The 16,403-nt window shown below is 58.8% G+C and carries 18 protein-coding genes; all 18 read right to left on the reverse strand.

Annotation, left to right across the window (positions count from 1 at the left end; genetic code table 11):
• Nucleotides 1-75: 75 nt before the first annotated feature.
• Complete coding sequence (locus GEV39_RS25835) at nucleotides 76-495, reverse strand: F0F1 ATP synthase subunit epsilon (protein WP_029886844.1); 420 nt, start codon at nucleotides 493-495, stop codon at nucleotides 76-78.
• A gap of 44 nt (nucleotides 496-539) precedes the next feature.
• Nucleotides 540-1,916 (reverse strand): F0F1 ATP synthase subunit beta, encoded by a 1,377-nt coding sequence (atpD, locus tag GEV39_RS25840; RefSeq protein ID WP_009684662.1) that lies wholly within the window; start codon nucleotides 1,914-1,916, stop codon nucleotides 540-542.
• A gap of 27 nt (nucleotides 1,917-1,943) precedes the next feature.
• Complete coding sequence (gene atpG / locus GEV39_RS25845; protein WP_009684663.1) at nucleotides 1,944-2,804, reverse strand: F0F1 ATP synthase subunit gamma; 861 nt, start codon at nucleotides 2,802-2,804, stop codon at nucleotides 1,944-1,946.
• A 48-nt stretch (nucleotides 2,805-2,852) separates the two neighbouring features.
• Nucleotides 2,853-4,397: a F0F1 ATP synthase subunit alpha gene (atpA, locus tag GEV39_RS25850; protein ID WP_009684664.1), complete on the reverse strand. Its 1,545-nt coding sequence runs from the start codon at nucleotides 4,395-4,397 to the stop codon at nucleotides 2,853-2,855.
• A gap of 21 nt (nucleotides 4,398-4,418) precedes the next feature.
• Complete coding sequence (locus GEV39_RS25855) at nucleotides 4,419-4,955, reverse strand: F0F1 ATP synthase subunit delta (protein ID WP_003253191.1); 537 nt, start codon at nucleotides 4,953-4,955, stop codon at nucleotides 4,419-4,421.
• 12 nt (nucleotides 4,956-4,967) lie between these two features.
• Nucleotides 4,968-5,438, reverse strand: a complete 471-nt coding sequence (locus GEV39_RS25860; RefSeq protein ID WP_003253189.1) for a F0F1 ATP synthase subunit B — start codon at nucleotides 5,436-5,438, stop codon at nucleotides 4,968-4,970.
• A 58-nt stretch (nucleotides 5,439-5,496) separates the two neighbouring features.
• A complete protein-coding gene (atpE, locus tag GEV39_RS25865; protein ID WP_003097235.1) occupies nucleotides 5,497-5,754 on the reverse strand; it encodes a F0F1 ATP synthase subunit C in 258 nt (85 codons plus the stop codon).
• Between the two features lie 144 nt (nucleotides 5,755-5,898).
• Nucleotides 5,899-6,768 (reverse strand): F0F1 ATP synthase subunit A, encoded by an 870-nt coding sequence (atpB, locus tag GEV39_RS25870; RefSeq protein ID WP_003260030.1) that lies wholly within the window; start codon nucleotides 6,766-6,768, stop codon nucleotides 5,899-5,901.
• Nucleotides 6,769-6,784: 16 nt separating this feature from the next.
• A complete protein-coding gene (locus tag GEV39_RS25875) occupies nucleotides 6,785-7,192 on the reverse strand; it encodes a F0F1 ATP synthase subunit I (RefSeq protein WP_009684665.1) in 408 nt (135 codons plus the stop codon).
• A gap of 149 nt (nucleotides 7,193-7,341) precedes the next feature.
• On the reverse strand, nucleotides 7,342-8,214 hold the full coding sequence (locus GEV39_RS25880; protein ID WP_115295205.1) for a ParB/RepB/Spo0J family partition protein: 873 nt from the start codon (nucleotides 8,212-8,214) through the stop codon (nucleotides 7,342-7,344).
• Between the two features lie 9 nt (nucleotides 8,215-8,223).
• Nucleotides 8,224-9,015 (reverse strand): ParA family protein, encoded by a 792-nt coding sequence (locus GEV39_RS25885; protein ID WP_009684667.1) that lies wholly within the window; start codon nucleotides 9,013-9,015, stop codon nucleotides 8,224-8,226.
• Nucleotides 9,016-9,033: 18 nt separating this feature from the next.
• Nucleotides 9,034-9,684: a 16S rRNA (guanine(527)-N(7))-methyltransferase RsmG gene (rsmG, locus tag GEV39_RS25890; RefSeq protein ID WP_173891627.1), complete on the reverse strand. Its 651-nt coding sequence runs from the start codon at nucleotides 9,682-9,684 to the stop codon at nucleotides 9,034-9,036.
• Entirely contained in the window at nucleotides 9,681-11,573 is a 1,893-nt protein-coding gene (mnmG, locus tag GEV39_RS25895; protein WP_173891628.1) for a tRNA uridine-5-carboxymethylaminomethyl(34) synthesis enzyme MnmG, read from the reverse strand. Before mnmG ends, rsmG begins: the two co-directional genes overlap by 4 nt.
• A gap of 598 nt (nucleotides 11,574-12,171) precedes the next feature.
• Nucleotides 12,172-13,542 (reverse strand): tRNA uridine-5-carboxymethylaminomethyl(34) synthesis GTPase MnmE, encoded by a 1,371-nt coding sequence (gene mnmE / locus GEV39_RS25900; protein ID WP_173891629.1) that lies wholly within the window; start codon nucleotides 13,540-13,542, stop codon nucleotides 12,172-12,174.
• An 87-nt stretch (nucleotides 13,543-13,629) separates the two neighbouring features.
• Nucleotides 13,630-15,312: a membrane protein insertase YidC gene (gene yidC, locus GEV39_RS25905; protein ID WP_009684671.1), complete on the reverse strand. Its 1,683-nt coding sequence runs from the start codon at nucleotides 15,310-15,312 to the stop codon at nucleotides 13,630-13,632.
• Nucleotides 15,313-15,314: 2 nt separating this feature from the next.
• Nucleotides 15,315-15,560 (reverse strand): membrane protein insertion efficiency factor YidD, encoded by a 246-nt coding sequence (yidD, locus tag GEV39_RS25910; RefSeq protein WP_009684672.1) that lies wholly within the window; start codon nucleotides 15,558-15,560, stop codon nucleotides 15,315-15,317.
• Complete coding sequence (gene rnpA, locus GEV39_RS25915; RefSeq protein ID WP_029886846.1) at nucleotides 15,553-15,957, reverse strand: ribonuclease P protein component; 405 nt, start codon at nucleotides 15,955-15,957, stop codon at nucleotides 15,553-15,555. Before rnpA ends, yidD begins: the two co-directional genes overlap by 8 nt.
• A 13-nt stretch (nucleotides 15,958-15,970) precedes the next feature.
• Nucleotides 15,971-16,105 (reverse strand): 50S ribosomal protein L34, encoded by a 135-nt coding sequence (gene rpmH, locus GEV39_RS25920; RefSeq protein WP_003253163.1) that lies wholly within the window; start codon nucleotides 16,103-16,105, stop codon nucleotides 15,971-15,973.
• Nucleotides 16,106-16,403: the final 298 nt, after the last annotated feature.

Here is a 16,403-nt window from a genome sequence, read left to right on the forward strand (position 1 = left end):
ATTCGGAAAAAGAAAAAGGGTAGCCGAGGCTACCCTTTAACTCAATCGCAGTGGCAGTAAGCGGCCTGGGCCGGATTACTTGCCTCTGCGCATTTGCTGGACAGTACGCAGCTGAGCAGCCGCCTCGGCCAGACGTGCGGCTGCAGCGCCGTAGTCGAAGTCCGAGCCTTTAGTGTTCAGCGCGTTCTCGGCAGCCTTGAGGGCTTCCTGAGCCTGAGCTTCGTCCAGGTCGGCAGCACGTTGCACGGTGTCGGCAAGAACCTTCACCATGTTCGGCTGCACTTCGAGGAAGCCACCGGAGATGTAGAACACCTCTTGAGTGCCACCCTGCTTGGTCAGCGTGATCGGACCTGGCTTGAGATTGGTGATCAGCGGCGCGTGGCCTGGAGCGATACCCAGATCGCCCAGGTTGCCGTGCGCTACTACCATCTCGACCAGGCCGGAGAAGATTTCTCCTTCCGCGCTGACGATGTCGCAATGGACTGTCATAGCCATCTGCTTGCCTCAACCTGATTAGCGCCCCTTGCGGGGCGCCGGGATTACAGTTTCTTGGCTTTCTCGATCGCTTCGTCGATGCTGCCGACCATGTAGAACGCTTGTTCTGGCAGGTGGTCGTAGTCACCTTTGAGGATGCCGCTGAAGCCAGCGATGGTGTCTTTCAGGGAAACGTACTTGCCTGGCGAGCCGGTGAAGACCTCGGCCACGAAGAACGGCTGCGACAGGAAGCGCTGGATCTTACGAGCGCGGGCTACCAGTTGCTTGTCGCTTTCTGACAGTTCGTCCATACCCAGGATCGCGATGATGTCCTTCAGCTCTTTGTAGCGCTGCAGAACATACTGAACGCCACGAGCGGTCTCGTAGTGCTCGTTGCCGATCACGTTCGGGTCCAGCTGACGCGAAGTCGAGTCCAGTGGGTCGACCGCTGGGTAGATACCCAGGGAGGCGATGTCACGGGACAGAACGACGGTGGCGTCCAAGTGGGCGAAGGTGGTCGCTGGCGACGGGTCGGTCAAGTCGTCCGCAGGTACGTATACGGCCTGAACGGAGGTGATCGAACCTTCCTTGGTGGAGGTGATGCGCTCTTGCAGAACGCCCATCTCTTCAGCCAGGGTCGGCTGGTAACCTACTGCAGAAGGCATACGGCCCAGCAGTGCGGATACTTCGGTACCGGCCAAGGTGTAACGATAGATGTTGTCGACGAACAGCAGAACGTCGTTACCTTCGTCACGGAACTTCTCAGCCATGGTCAGGCCGGTCAGCGCTACGCGCAGACGGTTTCCTGGTGGCTCGTTCATCTGACCGTAGACCAGCGCTACCTTGTCGAGAACGTTGGAGTCCTTCATCTCGTGGTAGAAGTCGTTACCCTCACGAGTACGCTCACCCACACCAGCGAACACGGAGTAACCGCTGTGTTCCATGGCGATGTTACGGATCAGTTCCATCATGTTCACGGTCTTGCCGACGCCGGCACCACCGAACAGACCAACCTTACCACCCTTGGCAAACGGGCAAACCAGGTCGATAACCTTGATGCCGGTTTCCAGCAGGTCGTTGCCGCCTGCCTGGTCAGCGAACGAAGGCGCTGGCTGGTGGATACCGCGACGCTCTTCTTCGCCGATCGGGCCGGCTTCGTCGATCGGGTTGCCCAGTACGTCCATGATGCGGCCCAGGGTGGCCTTACCAACAGGAACGGAGATGGCAGCGCCGGTGTCGACGACATCCAGACCGCGCTTCAGGCCTTCGGTCGAGCCCATCGCAATGGTACGAACCACGCCGTCGCCCAGCTGCTGCTGAACTTCCAGGGTGGTTTCCGCGCCTTGTACTTTCAGCGCGTTGTAAACACTCGGCACGACGTCACGTGGGAATTCCACGTCGATGACGGCGCCGATGATTTGAACGATACGTCCGCTACTCATAGCTGGATCCTCTGATTTTTTGAACCGTTAAACCGCGGCAGCGCCGCCGACGATTTCCGAGATCTCCTGGGTGATCGCAGCCTGACGCGCCTTGTTGTAGATCAATTGCAGCTCTTTGATCAAATCACCGGCGTTGTCTGTGGCGTTTTTCATGGCGATCATCCGGGCTGCTTGTTCAGCAGCGTTGTTCTCGACCACCGCCTGGTAGACCTGCGACTCCACGTAACGCACCATCAAGCCGTCCAGCAGCTCTTTTGCGTCGGGTTCGTACAGGTAGTCCCAGTGGTGCTTGAGTTCCTGATCCGGGGTTGCCACCAACGGTACCAATTGCTCGACCGTCGGTTTTTGGGTCATGGTGTTGATGAACTTGTTCGAAACCACCGAGAGGCGATCGATACGGCCGTCCATGTAGGCGTCCAGCATCACTTTGACGGAGCCGATCAGATCATTGATCGACGGCTCTTCGCCCAGGTGGCTGATCGCGGCTACAACGTTGCCGCCAAAGATGCGGAAGAAAGTCGCACCCTTGCTGCCGATCACGCACAGGTCGATTTCCACGCCCTGTTCGCGGTTTTCGCTCATGTCCTTGACCAGGGCCTTGAACAGGTTGGTGTTCAAGCCACCGCACAAGCCACGGTCACTGCTCACCACGATATAACCGGCGCGCTTTACAGGGCGCTCGATCATGAACGGGTGGCGGTATTCCGGGTTGGCGTTGGCCAGATGACCGATCACCTGGCGGATACGCTCCGCGTAAGGACGGCTAGCAGCCATGCGCATTTGTGCCTTGCGCATCTTGCTGACCGCCACTTTCTCCATGGCGCTGGTAATTTTTTGCGTGCTTTTGATGCTCGCAATCTTACTGCGAATCTCTTTTGCGCCTGCCATGTATCACCTATCAGGTTAGCAAGCGGGGGCCGGAGCCCCCGCTGCGGCTTACCAGGTCTGGGTGGCCTTGAACTTCTCGATACCGGCTTTCAGGCCTGCGTCGATTTCGTCGTTGAAGTCACCCTTCACGTTGATCTTCGCCATCAGTTCGGCGTGATCACGGTTGAAGAAGGCGATCAGTGCTTGCTCGAAGCTACCGACCTTGGAGACTTCCACGTCAGTCAGGAAACCACGCTCAGCGGCGTACAGCGACAGAGCCATGTCCGCGATGGACATCGGCGCGTACTGTTTCTGCTTCATCAGCTCGGTTACGCGCTGACCATGCTCCAGCTGCTTGCGGGTCGCTTCGTCCAGATCGGAAGCGAACTGGGCGAATGCAGCCAGTTCACGGTACTGAGCCAGAGCGGTACGAATACCACCGGACAGCTTCTTGATGATCTTGGTCTGAGCGGCACCACCTACGCGGGATACCGAAACACCGGCGTTCACTGCAGGGCGGATGCCCGAGTTGAACATGGCCGATTCCAGGAAGATCTGACCGTCGGTGATGGAAATCACGTTGGTCGGAACGAACGCGGAAACGTCGCCAGCCTGGGTTTCGATGATCGGCAGGGCGGTCAGGGAACCGGTCTTGCCAGTGACTGCACCGTTAGTGAACTTCTCGACGTATTCTTCCGAAACGCGCGATGCACGCTCCAGCAGACGGGAGTGGAGATAGAACACGTCGCCTGGGTACGCTTCACGTCCTGGTGGACGGCGCAGCAGCAGGGAGATCTGACGGTAGGCAACGGCCTGCTTGGACAGGTCATCGTAAACGATCAGTGCGTCTTCACCGCGGTCACGGAAGAACTCGCCCATGGTGCAGCCGGCGTATGGCGCCAGGAACTGCAGTGCGGCGGATTCCGAAGCACTGGCAACAACCACGATGGTGTTGGCCAGGGCGCCGGTTTCTTCCAGCTTGCGAACGATGTTGGCAACGGTGGAGCGCTTCTGGCCGACAGCAACATAAACACAGAAAATACCGGAGTCTTTCTGGTTGATGATGGCGTCGATGGCCATGGCGGTCTTACCGATCTGACGGTCGCCAATGATCAGCTCGCGCTGGCCACGGCCGACAGGGATCATGGCGTCGACGGACTTGTAGCCAGTCTGTACAGGCTGGTCTACCGACTTACGCCAGATCACGCCTGGAGCCACTTTCTCGACCGCGTCGGTCTGGGTGTTGCCCAGCGGACCTTTGCCATCGATCGGGTTACCCAGTGCGTCAACGACGCGACCCAGCAGTTCCTTACCAACAGGAACTTCCAGGATGCGGCCGGTGCACTTGGCGCTCATGCCTTCGGCGAGGGTGTCATAGGCACCCAGGATCACTGCACCTACGGAGTCTTGCTCCAGGTTCAGGGCCATACCGTAGACGCTGCCAGGGAACTCGATCATTTCGCCGTACATGACGTCGGCCAGACCGTGGATCCGCACGATACCGTCGGATACCGAAACAACGGTACCTTCGTTACGGGCTTGGGAGCTCACATCGAGGTTGTCGATGCGGCCCTTGATGATTTCACTAATTTCGGAAGGATTGAGTTGCTGCATTGCTCTGCTGCCCCTTCAAACTCAAGATTTCAATGCTTCGGCCAGTTTCGCGATTTTGCCGCGAACAGAGCCATCGATTACCAGGTCACCTGCGCGGATGACGACGCCGCCAATCAGGCTGGCATCCTCCGACGCGTGCAGGCGCACTTCCTGGCCTAACCGTGCACTGAGAACCTTGGCGAGTTTGTCTTGCTGTTCTTGGTTCAACGCGAAGGCACTGGTGACTTCCACGTCCACGGATTTCTCTTGCTCGGCCTTGTACAGGTCGAACAGGGCGGCAATCTCCGGCAGAAGCAGGAGACGGTCGTTTTCCGCGGCAACATGAATGAAATTCTGTGCCTGTGCATTGAACTTGTCACCGCACACGTCAATGAACGTGGCGGCCTTTTCTGCGCTCGTCAGTCGCGGGGCCTTGAGCAGGCGCTGCATGGTGTCGTCTTGCGACACCGCAGCAGCCAGGCCGAGCATGGCTGACCAATTGGCCAGTTGCTGATGGGCCTGGGCGTGCTCAAAGGCAGCCTTAGCGTAAGGTCGGGCCAACGTGGTCAGTTCTGCCATGATCGCCCTCGCTTAAATTTCAGCGGCCAGTTTGTTAACCAGCTCCGCATGCGCGTTTTGATCGATTGTGGCGCCAAGGATCTTTTCAGCACCGCCAACGGCCAGGGCACCCACTTGGGCACGCAGGGCGTCTTTAGCACTGTTCAGTTCCTGTTCGATCTCGGCCAGAGCCTGAGCCTTCACACGGTCAGCTTCGACGCGGGCCTGTTCACGGGCTTCCTCGACAAGCTGAGCAGCGCGTTTCTTGCTTTGCTCAATGATTTCGGCTGCCTGTGCCTTAGCTTCACGCAGTTGCTGACCCGCTTTTTCTTGGGCCAGCTCCAGGTCGCGAGCTGCGCGGTTGGCAGCGTCCAAGCCGTCGGCAATCTTCTTTTGGCGCTCTTGCAGAGCAGTGATGACCGGAGGCCATACGTACTTCATGCAGAAGAGTACAAAAATCAAGAAGGCAACGGATTGGCCAATCAGGGTTGCATTAATATTCACGCCAACACCTCGCTCGGTCTTTGGTTCATCACAGCTATCAACTCGTGGTTACGAGTGATTAGCCGGCGATTTGACCAACGAACGGATTCGCGAAGGTGAAGAACAGAGCGATACCAACACCGATCATGGTTACGGCGTCGAGCAGACCGGCAACGATGAACATTTTAACCTGCAGCATTGGAACCATTTCTGGCTGGCGAGCAGCGCCTTCCAGGAATTTGCCGCCCAGCAGGCCGAAACCAATGGCGGTACCCAGAGCACCCAGGCCGATCAGCAGAGCAACAGCGATAGCGGTCAGACCAACTACAGTTTCCATCTTTCCTCCCGACTTTTACGTCGTATTGGTTAGGTTTTTAAGTTGAAGCGGTAAAACAAATCGTTTGGTACAGCATGCCCTTGCGGACTTTTTAAGCCCTCCCCCCAAACGAGCGGGGAAGGCTATCAGACACGCCAGGCGGTCTTAATGGTTATCTTCGTGCGCCATCGACAGGTAGACGATGGTGAGCATCATGAAGATGAAAGCTTGCAGGGTGATGATCAGGATGTGGAACACCGCCCACGCCCATTGCAGCACGACACCCAGGCCGCTCAGCCACAGCAGGCCGGAACCGAACATGACCGCGATCAGGATGAACACCAATTCGCCGGCATACATGTTGCCGAACAGACGCAGTGCCAGCGAGATCGGCTTGGCGATCAGGGTGACGAATTCGAGCAGGAAGTTGACCGGAATCAGCAGGATCTGCACGAAGATGTTCTTGCTACCGAACGGGTGCAGGGTCAGCTCACCGATGAAGCCGCCCAGGCCCTTGACCTTGATGCTGTAGAAGATGATCAGCGCGAATACGCAGAACGCCATGGCCAGGGTCGCGTTCGGGTCGGTGGTCGACACGGCGCGGAACGGAATGTGCGGATCACCGGAGATCAGGATCGCCAGCTGAGGAATCCAGTCGACCGGTACCAGGTCGACGGCGTTCATCAGGAATACCCAGACGAAGATGGTCAGCGCCAGCGGTGCGATGACCGGGCTACGGCCGTGGAAGGAGTCCTTCACGCTGCCGTTGACGAAGTCGACCATCACTTCCACGAAGTTCTGCAGGCCGCCAGGCTGGCCGGAGGTGGCCTTCTTGGCCGCCATGCGGAAGATGAACAGGAAGATCAGACCCAGCGCGACGGACCAACCCAGGGTGTCCAGGTGGAACGCCCAGAAGCCCATTGCCTTGGCTTCTGCAGCCGAATGGGCAAAGCCCCAGCTGCCGTCTGGTAGTTGACCGTAGGTCAGGTTCTGCAAGTGGTGCTGGATATAGCCCGAAGCGGTTTCTGCTGCCATGGTTGCCTCAAACGCCCTAAGGTCTCGAAAGTCTTTTATTCATCAGCAGGGGCGCGAACCAGCTGACCAAAAGGGTCAACACGAAGACGCCGAATACTGCTAGCGGCGCCAGTGGCTTCACTCCTGCGAAGGTCAGTGCAAAAAGCACTGCCGTCAAAATCATCTTGCCTGCCTCGCCAGCGTAGAACGACTTGACGATGGCTTGTGCCGCCCGAGCTCCGCTAAAGCGAAAAGCCTTCCAGGCGAAATACACGTTGGGCAGCCAGGCAATCAAACCTCCGCAAAGGCCTGAATATCCACTGACCGCCCCTTTCCACTGCCACAACACCAGGGTCGCCAGCAGGAATACGACAAATTGAGCCAGCAGTACCGGAAAAACCGCCCAGCGATGGAAAGGCAGGCGGTTTGGCGTGCGGATTTCCATCACAACTGCTCCTCGGAAGTCGACCAACAAGTCAGTGATGACTTGGCATAATTTGTGCCGACAAAATGCGCGCAGAGTATAGGGGTGGTTTAACCCCTATTCAACTCTTCGGTAGTGATTTCCGACTGCCCGCTACAACAGCAATTGTTTCAGCGGATGTGTGCAAGCACACCTTGCAACTCGTCAAGCGAGTTGTAGCGAATAACCAATTGGCCTTTGCCCTTGTTGCCGTGGCGAATCTGCACAGCCGAGCCCAGGCGCTCTGCGAGCCGCTGTTCAAGGCGCGCGATATCCGGATCAGGTTTGCCCGGTTCGACCGGTTCAGGCTTGTCGCTGAGCCACTGGCGAACCAGTGCTTCAGTTTGGCGCACGGTGAGACCACGTGCGACAACATGACGCGCCCCCTCTTCCTGGCGATTCTCATCCAACCCGAGCAATGCGCGGGCGTGACCCATTTCCAGGTCGCCGTGGGCCAGCATGGTCTTGATCGCCTCAGGCAAGGTAATCAGGCGCAGCAGGTTGGCCACGGTGACCCGCGACTTGCCGACCGCATCGGCCACCTGTTGCTGAGTCAGTTCGAACTCCTGCTGCAGCCGCTGCAGGGCCAGCGCCTCTTCCAGCGGGTTGAGGTCTTCACGCTGGATGTTCTCGATCAGCGCCATGGCAATGGCGGCCTCGTCGGCCACTTCGCGGACCATGGCCGGGATGGTGTCCAGGCCGGCCTGTTGGGTGGCACGCCAACGGCGCTCACCGGCAATGATCTCGTAGCGGTTATCGCCGATCGGGCGCACCACGATCGGTTGCATCACCCCATGGTTGCGAATCGAGTGGGCAAGTTCTTCCAGCGCCTGTGGGTCCATGTCCCGGCGTGGCTGATATTTGCCACGCTGGATCAGTTCGACCGGCAGATGCTGCAGCTCCTTTTGGTCGATCTTCACAGCCTGCTCTTCGAGCGCGCTCACGGTAGGACCACTGAGCAGTGCATCCAACCCACGTCCGAGACCCCGTTTCTTGACGGCCATACGGATTCCTTAAGTTGTCTGTGCAGTGCGCGACTGACGGCGTTGCCGGCGAACCAGTTCCCCAGCCAGCGCCAGATAAGCCAGGGCGCCACGCGATTGCTTGTCGTAGGCCAGGGCCGGCATGCCGAAGCTGGGGGCCTCGGCCAGGCGAATATTGCGCGGAATAACCGTGTCGTAAAGCTGGGGCCCGAAGTGCTCCTTGAGCTGGGCCGACACATCGTTGTTCAGGCTCAGGCGGGGATCGTACATGGTCCGCAGCAAGCCCTCGATCTTCAGCTCCGGGTTCAGCCGGGCAGCGATGCGCTTGATGTTATCCACAAGGTCACTGAGGCCCTCCAGTGCGTAGTACTCGCACTGCATGGGGATGATCACCCCATCGGCTGCGACCAGGGCGTTGAGCGTCAGCATCGACAGCGACGGCGGGCAATCGATCAGGATGTAGTCGTAGTTGTCACGGATGGGCGCCAGCGCGTTGCGCAGGCGGCTTTCCTTGACCTGCATTTCCAGCAGCACCACTTCGGCGGCGGTCAGGTCGCGGTTGGCCGGCAGCAGCTGAAAACCACCGTGCTCGGAGTAATGCATGGCCTGGGCCAGGTCGCACTCCCCGATCAGCAGGTCGTAGACCGAGTGCTCGAGTTCGTGTTTGTCCACACCGCTGCCCATGGTGGCGTTGCCCTGCGGATCGAGGTCGATCAGCAGCACGCGACGCTTGGTCGCGGCCAGCGAGGCGGCGAGATTGATACAGGTGGTGGTCTTGCCTACACCACCTTTCTGGTTCGCGATTGCGAATACCTTAGCCATTGATGCGCGTGTTCCCAGTCATGCCTTGCGGCGCAGTATCAGCAGATGGCGCTGGCCCTGGCAACCTGGAACGGTCAGGGCCTGTTCGCTTTCCACTGTGAAGTCTGCGGGCAATGCTACCAGTTCATCGGCAGGATGCAGCCCCTTCATTGCAAGCCATTGCGTCCCGGTGTCGCCCAGGTGGCGGGTCCAGTTGGTGAAGTTCTCCATGCTGCTGAAGGCACGGGAGATGATCCCGTCGAACGGTTGTGCAGGTTGGAATGCCTCGACCCGGCTGTGGATAACCGTGAGGTTGTCCAGCTTGAGTTCCATTTTCACCTGGGTCAGGAAGCGGGTTTTCTTGCCATTGGCATCCAGCACGGTCACCCGCTTGTGCGGGTGCAGGATAGCCAAAGGGATACCAGGCATGCCGCCACCACTGCCGACATCCAGCCAGTTTTCCCGCGCGCTGTGGATAAACGCCATGACGCTCAGGCTGTCGAGCAGATGCCGCGAAACCATCTCGTCGGGGTCGCGCACGGCGGTCAGGTTGTAGGCTTTGTTCCATTTGATCAACAAGGCCAGGTAGCCGAGCAGTTTTTCATGCTGCTCGGCACTCAGGTCTACACCAAGCTGCCGCGCACCTGTGGACAACTCTTCAACATGTTGCGGGGTAACCAGGGCACTCAAGCGCTTTGCTCCAATTCGCGGCCAGCGCCGCGTTTTTTCAAGTGAATCAGCAACAGGGAAATCGCCGCCGGGGTCACGCCGGGAATGCGCGATGCCTGGCCCAGAGTTTCCGGGCGGGTCTGGCCCAGCTTGCCCTGGATCTCTTTCGACAGGCCGGAAATGGTCGTGTAGTCGATATCCACAGGCAACCGGGTGTCCTCGCTGGCACGCAGGCGAGCGATCTCATCCTGCTGGCGGTCGATGTAACCGGCGTACTTGGTGCGAATCTCGACCTGTTCGGCGACCTGCGGATCGATTGCCTCACCGCCGGTGGCTTCGATCAGCCCGGCGTAGTCGATTTCCGGGCGGGCCAGCAGGTTGAGCAGGCTGTACTCGTGGCTGAGCGGCGTGCCGAACTTACCCACAATGGCTTGGCCTTGTTCGGTATTGGGTCGTACCCAGGTCGACTTCAGGCGCTGCTCCTCGCGTTCGATGCCGTCGCGCTTGGCGCAGAAGGCCGCCCAGCGCTGGTCATCGATCAGGCCCAGTTCACGGCCCTTTTCGGTCAGACGCAGGTCGGCGTTGTCTTCGCGCAGAATCAGCCGGTACTCGGCACGCGAGGTAAACATACGGTACGGCTCCTGGGTGCCCAGGGTAATCAGGTCGTCGACCAGTACGCCGATGTACGCCTCGTCACGGCGAGGGCACCAGCTGTCACGGCCTTGTGCCCGCAACGCGGCGTTGGTGCCGGCCAGCAGGCCTTGGGCGCCGGCTTCTTCGTAACCGGTGGTGCCATTGATCTGGCCGGCGAAGAACAAGCCGCCGATGACTTTGGTCTCGAGGCTGTACTTGAGGTCACGCGGGTCGAAGTAGTCGTACTCGATGGCATAGCCAGGGCGCACGATGTGGGCGTTTTCCATGCCACGGATCGAACGGACCAGTTCCAGTTGCACGTCGAACGGCAGCGACGTGGAAATACCGTTCGGGTACAGCTCATGGGTGGTCAAGCCCTCAGGCTCGATGAATACCTGGTGGCTTTCCTTGTCGGCGAACCGGTGGATCTTGTCTTCGATCGATGGGCAGTAGCGCGGGCCCACCCCTTCGATCACGCCCGAATACATGGGCGACCGGTCGAGGTTCGAGGCAATGATCTCGTGGGTACGCGCGTTGGTATGGGTAATCCAGCAACTGACCTGGCGTGGGTGCATTTCGGCATTGCCCATGAACGACATCACCGGTATGGGCGTATCGCCTGGTTGCTCGGTCATGACCGAAAAATCCACCGAACGACCGTCGATACGTGGTGGCGTACCCGTTTTCAACCGGCCTACGCGCAATGGCAGCTCGCGCATGCGGTGTGCCAGCGCGATCGAAGGCGGATCACCGGCGCGACCACCTGAATGGTTTTGCAACCCGATGTGGATCAGGCCGCCAAGGAAGGTACCGGTGGTCAGTACCACCGATTCGGCAAAGAAACGCAGGCCCATCTGGGTCACCACGCCTTTGACCTGATCCTGCTCGACGATCAGGTCATCGCAGGATTGCTGGAATATCCACAGGTTTGGCTGGTTCTCCAGGATTTCACGAACCACGGCCTTGTAGATGGCGCGGTCGGCCTGTGCACGGGTTGCCCGTACAGCTGGACCTTTGCGGTTGTTCAGAACGCGGAACTGGATGCCGCTCTTGTCGGTAGCCAACGCCATGGCGCCACCGAGGGCATCGATCTCTTTGACCAGATGGCTTTTGCCAATACCGCCGATGGCGGGGTTGCAGCTCATGTGACCGAGGGTTTCCACGTTATGGGTCAACAGCAGGGTTTTCACACCCATGCGTGCTGACGCAAGCGCAGCCTCGGTACCGGCATGGCCGCCGCCGATGACGATCACTTCAAAACGGGAAGGGAAATCCACCACGCACCTCGTGCCTGTTTTTGCGAATAGAGAAGGTAAGCCGACAAGTATAGGGACTTACCCCCCCTTAAAGAAACCGTCTGAGCAAATTTTGACCAGTCTGTGGATGAGTGGCACACAACAGAAATCAAAGAAGAGAAATTTATAAAAGCTTTGTTTTTATGTTTATTCTTATGCGCAGTCTTATCTGTGGATAAACCTTTGCAGACCATGAATTACGGTATGTACAGAGAAATTAAACCCTGTGGTTGGAGTGCCCTGAGGGGTATGGATAACGTGATTTAGCCTGTGGATTAAATGCATGTTTACCCACAGGGGGTTTTGTCCTCAGAAAAAAAGCATGCTTATCAACGGAGCTGATGGCGGGTTTTCCACAGGGCTCCTGAGCGCATTTCTACGCTTGTGTATAAAAATTGTGAGCCTGTACTGGCCTCATATCAGGTAAACCCGTTCCCACTGGAGGGCGGAACAAGCATGGAAAGCAGGATGCTTGTGGGTGCTGGCAGGCGGCGATGGGGCCCGCACGGCCCATGCGTGAATTCCAGGCAAAAAAAAGCCGCTCCCGAAGAAGCGGCTCTTGGCGGTGCCCGGCTGTGGATTATTTGCCGATACAGAAGCTGGAGAAGATCCGCCCCAGCAAATCATCCGAACTGAATGCCCCGGTGATCTCGCCCAGCGCATGCTGGGCCTGACGCAGGTCTTCCGCCAACAGCTCTCCCGCGCCCGCCAGAGTCAGTTGTGCGCGGCCGTGCTCCAAGTGCTCACTGGCCTGGCGCAACGCATCCAGGTGGCGCCTGCGGGCGCTGAAACCGCTCTCGGCAGTCTGTTCATAACCCATGCAGGCCTTCAGGTGGTCGCGTAGCAGCTGCAGGCCTGCATCATTGCCCTTGGCGCTAAGGGTGATCGTGACGTGGCCATCATCGCATTGTTCCAGCCCTACCCGCTCGCCACTCAGGTCTGCCTTGTTACGGATCAGCGTAACCTTCGCCGGGTCTGGCCGCTGGTCGAGAAACTCTGGCCACAGGGCAAACGGGTCGCTGGCTTCGGGCGCTGTGGAGTCAACCACCAGCAATACCCGGTCAGCCTCGCCAATGGCCTTCAGCGCCCGTTCCACACCAATCTTTTCCACATGGTCATCGGTGGCCCGCAAACCGGCGGTGTCCACCACATGTAGCGGCATGCCATCAATGTGGATATGTTCGCGCAAAATATCCCGTGTGGTGCCGGCGATATCGGTGACGATCGCCGCTTCGCGCCCGGCCAGCTGGTTCAGCAGGCTGGATTTACCGGCATTAGGCCTGCCGGCGATAACCACCGTCATGCCGTCGCGCAGCAACGCACCCTGCCCGGCCTCGCGCTGCACGGTGGATAACTCACAGCGTACGGTATCGAGCATCGAAAGCACGTGGCCGTCGGCGAGGAAGTCGATCTCTTCTTCAGGGAAGTCGATCGCTGCCTCGACGTAGATGCGCAATGCGATCAACGCCTCGGTCAAACCATGCACACGCTTGGAGAACTCGCCCTGTAGCGAGCGCAGGGCGTTGCGGGCCGCCTGGCTGGAGCTGGCCTCGATCAGGTCGGCAATGGCTTCGGCCTGCGCCAGGTCGAGCTTGTCGTTGAGGAACGCGCGCTCGCTGAACTCCCCTGGGCGGGCCAGCCGACAGCCAACTTGTACACAGCGCTGCAGCAGCATGTCCAGCACCACCGGGCCACCGTGGCCCTGCAGCTCAAGCACGTCCTCGCCGGTGAACGAATTGGGCCCGGGGAAGAACAATGCGATCCCTTCGTCCAGTACCAGCCCTTCCTCATCGCGGAAGGGGCCGTAATGGGCGTGGCGCGGGGTAAGCGTACGGCCGGTGATCAATTGCCCGGCCTTGGCGGCCAGGGGCCCGGACAACCTGACAATCCCCACCCCGCCGCGGCCCTGGGCGGTGGCGATGGCTGCGATGGTTTCACGCACAATGTTCATGCTCGAAAGCCTCTACGACAACAACGACAGATAGCAAAAACGCCCCACTAGGGGGCGTTTTTATTCACAGGCTAGCGTAGCAGCCCGTCAGGCAGCAGCTTTTTTCGTGGCTGCTTCGATGCGACGTGTGATGTACCACTGCTGCGAAATCGACAAGCAGTTGTTCACAACCCAGTACAGCACCAGACCCGCTGGGAACCACAGGAAGAAGAAGGTGAAGATGATCGGCATCATTTTCATCACCTTGGCCTGCATAGGATCCGGCGGTGTCGGGTTCAGGCGTTGCTGGATGAACATGGTGGCGCCCATGATGATCGGCAGGATGAAGAACGGATCCTTGATCGACAGGTCGGTAATCCACAGCATCCATGGCGCCTGGCGCATTTCAACGCTTTCCAGCAGCACCCAGTACAGGGCCAGGAACACCGGCATCTGCACCAGGATCGGCAGGCAGCCGCCCAACGGGTTGATCTTCTCTTTCTTGTACAGCTCCATCATCGCCTGGGACATCTTCTGGCGATCATCACCGAAGCGCTCTTTCAACGCGGCGAGTTTCGGTGCAACGGCACGCATGCGCGCCATGGAACGGTAGCTGGCAGCCGACAACGGGAAGAACAGGCCTTTGATCAGCATGGTCAGCACGATGATCGACCAGCCCCAGTTGCCCAGCAGGCTGTGGATATGTTGCAGCAGCCAGAAGATCGGCTGGGCGATGAACCACAGGAAGCCGTAGTCGACGGTCAGTTCCAGGCCTGGGGACAATTCCTTGAGCTTGGACTGGATCTTCGGTCCGGCATACAGCATGGCGCTGGTTTCAACCTTGCCACCGGCAGGTACGTTCAGTGCCGGGCCAGTGTAGCCGATGATGTAGTTGCCTTGGCTGTCCTTGCGCGTCTGAACAACGTTGTTGTCCGACTTGGCCGGGATCCACGCGGTCACGAAGTAGTGCTGCAGCCAGGCTACCCAGCCACCAGACACATTTTCTTTCAAATTGCCCTTGTCCATGTCCTTCATCGAGACCTTTTTGTAAGGCTCGGAAGCTGTCCACAGGGCTGCACCCAGGTAGGTGGCGGTGCCGGTCGCAGTGCTCGAAGACGGATCGCCGCTGGCGTCACGCTTGAGCTGGGCAAACATATTGCCGCTCCACGGCTGGCTGCTCTGGTTGTCGATCAGGTAGCTGACATTCAGGTCGTACTCACCGCGCTTGAAGCTGAAGCGCTTGATGTAGTTGACGCCGTTGTCGCTGAACTTCAGGTCGACCACCAATTGCTGCTGGCCGTCAGCCAGTTGGTAGCTTTTCTGCTCGGCGGCATACAGTGGGCGGCCGCTGGCGCGGGCATCCGGGCCGTTGGCGCCGGTCAGGCCGCTTTGTGCCAGGTAGACACGCTCACCACCATTGTCGAACAACTGGAACGGGATGTCCGGGTGGTCCTGGCGGCGGGGGTATTTCGGCAGGTTCAGCTGGACGATGTCACCACCAACCGGGTCGATAGCCAGCTCAAGGACGTCAGTCTTGACGCGGATCAGGTCCTTGCTGAGTGCGACCGGTGCCAGTTCGGCAGGGCTGGAGTCGGCGTTGGCGCTCGGTACATCGGCGCTGGCACCGTTGTTACCGGCCGGCACGCCATCGGGCAAGCCCGGCGCAACAGTGCTGGCAGCAGTATTCTGAGTCGGCAAGGCAGCTTGGCCGTAGTCATCGTTCCACTTCAGGACCATGACGTAGGACACGACTGCCAGCGCGGCGATCAGGATCGTGCGTTTAATATCCATGATTACTCGGCTATCGAAGAAGTTCGGGAGGAAGGAGCGGGTGGAACGGGGTCGAAACCGCCTGCATTCCACGGATGACAACGCCCCAGGCGACGAACAGCCAGCCACCCACCACGCCACAAGCCATGATTTTCGATGGCTTCGTAGGCGTAACAGGAGCAGCTGGGGAAGAAACGACAGTGGCTGGCCATCAGAGGACTAATGGCGTAACGGTAAAACTGGATCGGAACGAGCGCCAGTTTACGCATCTTGGCTGTCTACCCCTGCGCAATTGGCGGTGACTACTGGTGCTGGGCGGCTGCGCGCCAGGCGTTTCCAGAGTTTGCCAAAGTGTTGGTGCAATTCCGGGTTTTCTACTTCACCCAATCCCTTGCGCGCGACGATCACGATGTCCAGGCCGGCGAGTAACTGCTGGTTCAGACGAAAGGAATCGCGCATCAAGCGCTTGAGGCGATTGCGTTGAACGGCGAGTTTGACGCTTTTCTTGCCGATCACCAGGCCCAGCCGTGGGTGATCGAGGCCGTTCTCGCGAGCAAGGATCAGCAGGTTTTTCCCTGGAACCTTGCCGGTTGGGGAGTCGAAGACCGCTTTGAAATGCCGGGGTGTAAGCAGTCGCTTTTCCCGACTGAAGTCCTGACTCACCACCTGTGCCGAAAAATCAAATGGCCAGACGCTTACGGCCTTTGGCACGACGACGCGACAGAACAGCGCGGCCGTTCTTGGTAGCCATACGGGCACGGAAACCGTGAGTGCGCGCGCGCTTGATGGTGCTTGGTTGGAAAGTACGTTTCATGGCGTGTTACCTGGTTTGTCGACGACGGGCCGGGATGGCCCCCTTTTTACGAGACCGGCGATTCTAGAGAAAGCAAGCCCGTAGGTCAATTTCCAACCAGTCTTTACCTATAGAGCACGTGATGGACGGCAACTTCTCGGCCATTCTCCCGAGGGTGCTTGATCGAAGGTACACGTTGGGGACAACATGAAAAAAAAGAAGAGAGATATAAAAAGCTTTTCTGATAAACCTATAAAGCTTAGGTGGATAACTTTCTGTGGATAACCATGCCAAGGCCACGGTTCATGGGATGTACAGG

The sequence above is a fragment of the Pseudomonas sp. NY5710 genome, from assembly GCF_013305665.1.
Lineage (GTDB): Bacteria > Pseudomonadota > Gammaproteobacteria > Pseudomonadales > Pseudomonadaceae > Aquipseudomonas > Aquipseudomonas juntendi.

Excerpts from the sequence above, each read along its gene's own strand:
- GEV39_RS25855 (WP_003253191.1), bottom strand. The coding sequence starts at position 4,955 with ATGGCAGAACTGACCACGTTGGCCCGACCTTACGCTAAGGCTGCCTTT.
- GEV39_RS25880 (WP_115295205.1), bottom strand. The coding sequence starts at position 8,214 with ATGGCCGTCAAGAAACGGGGTCTCGGACGTGGGTTGGATGCACTGCTC.
- atpB (WP_003260030.1), bottom strand. The coding sequence starts at position 6,768 with ATGGCAGCAGAAACCGCTTCGGGCTATATCCAGCACCACTTGCAGAAC.
- rpmH (WP_003253163.1), bottom strand. The coding sequence starts at position 16,105 with ATGAAACGTACTTTCCAACCAAGCACCATCAAGCGCGCGCGCACTCAC.
- atpA (WP_009684664.1), bottom strand. The coding sequence starts at position 4,397 with ATGCAGCAACTCAATCCTTCCGAAATTAGTGAAATCATCAAGGGCCGC.
- GEV39_RS25885 (WP_009684667.1), bottom strand. The coding sequence starts at position 9,015 with ATGGCTAAGGTATTCGCAATCGCGAACCAGAAAGGTGGTGTAGGCAAG.
- yidD (WP_009684672.1), bottom strand. The coding sequence starts at position 15,560 with ATGCGTAAACTGGCGCTCGTTCCGATCCAGTTTTACCGTTACGCCATT.
- atpG (WP_009684663.1), bottom strand. The coding sequence starts at position 2,804 with ATGGCAGGCGCAAAAGAGATTCGCAGTAAGATTGCGAGCATCAAAAGC.
- atpD (WP_009684662.1), bottom strand. The coding sequence starts at position 1,916 with ATGAGTAGCGGACGTATCGTTCAAATCATCGGCGCCGTCATCGACGTG.
- atpE (WP_003097235.1), bottom strand. The coding sequence starts at position 5,754 with ATGGAAACTGTAGTTGGTCTGACCGCTATCGCTGTTGCTCTGCTGATC.
- GEV39_RS25875 (WP_009684665.1), bottom strand. The coding sequence starts at position 7,192 with ATGGAAATCCGCACGCCAAACCGCCTGCCTTTCCATCGCTGGGCGGTT.
- GEV39_RS25835 (WP_029886844.1), bottom strand. The coding sequence starts at position 495 with ATGGCTATGACAGTCCATTGCGACATCGTCAGCGCGGAAGGAGAAATC.
- yidC (WP_009684671.1), bottom strand. The coding sequence starts at position 15,312 with ATGGATATTAAACGCACGATCCTGATCGCCGCGCTGGCAGTCGTGTCC.
- mnmE (WP_173891629.1), bottom strand. The coding sequence starts at position 13,542 with ATGAACATTGTGCGTGAAACCATCGCAGCCATCGCCACCGCCCAGGGC.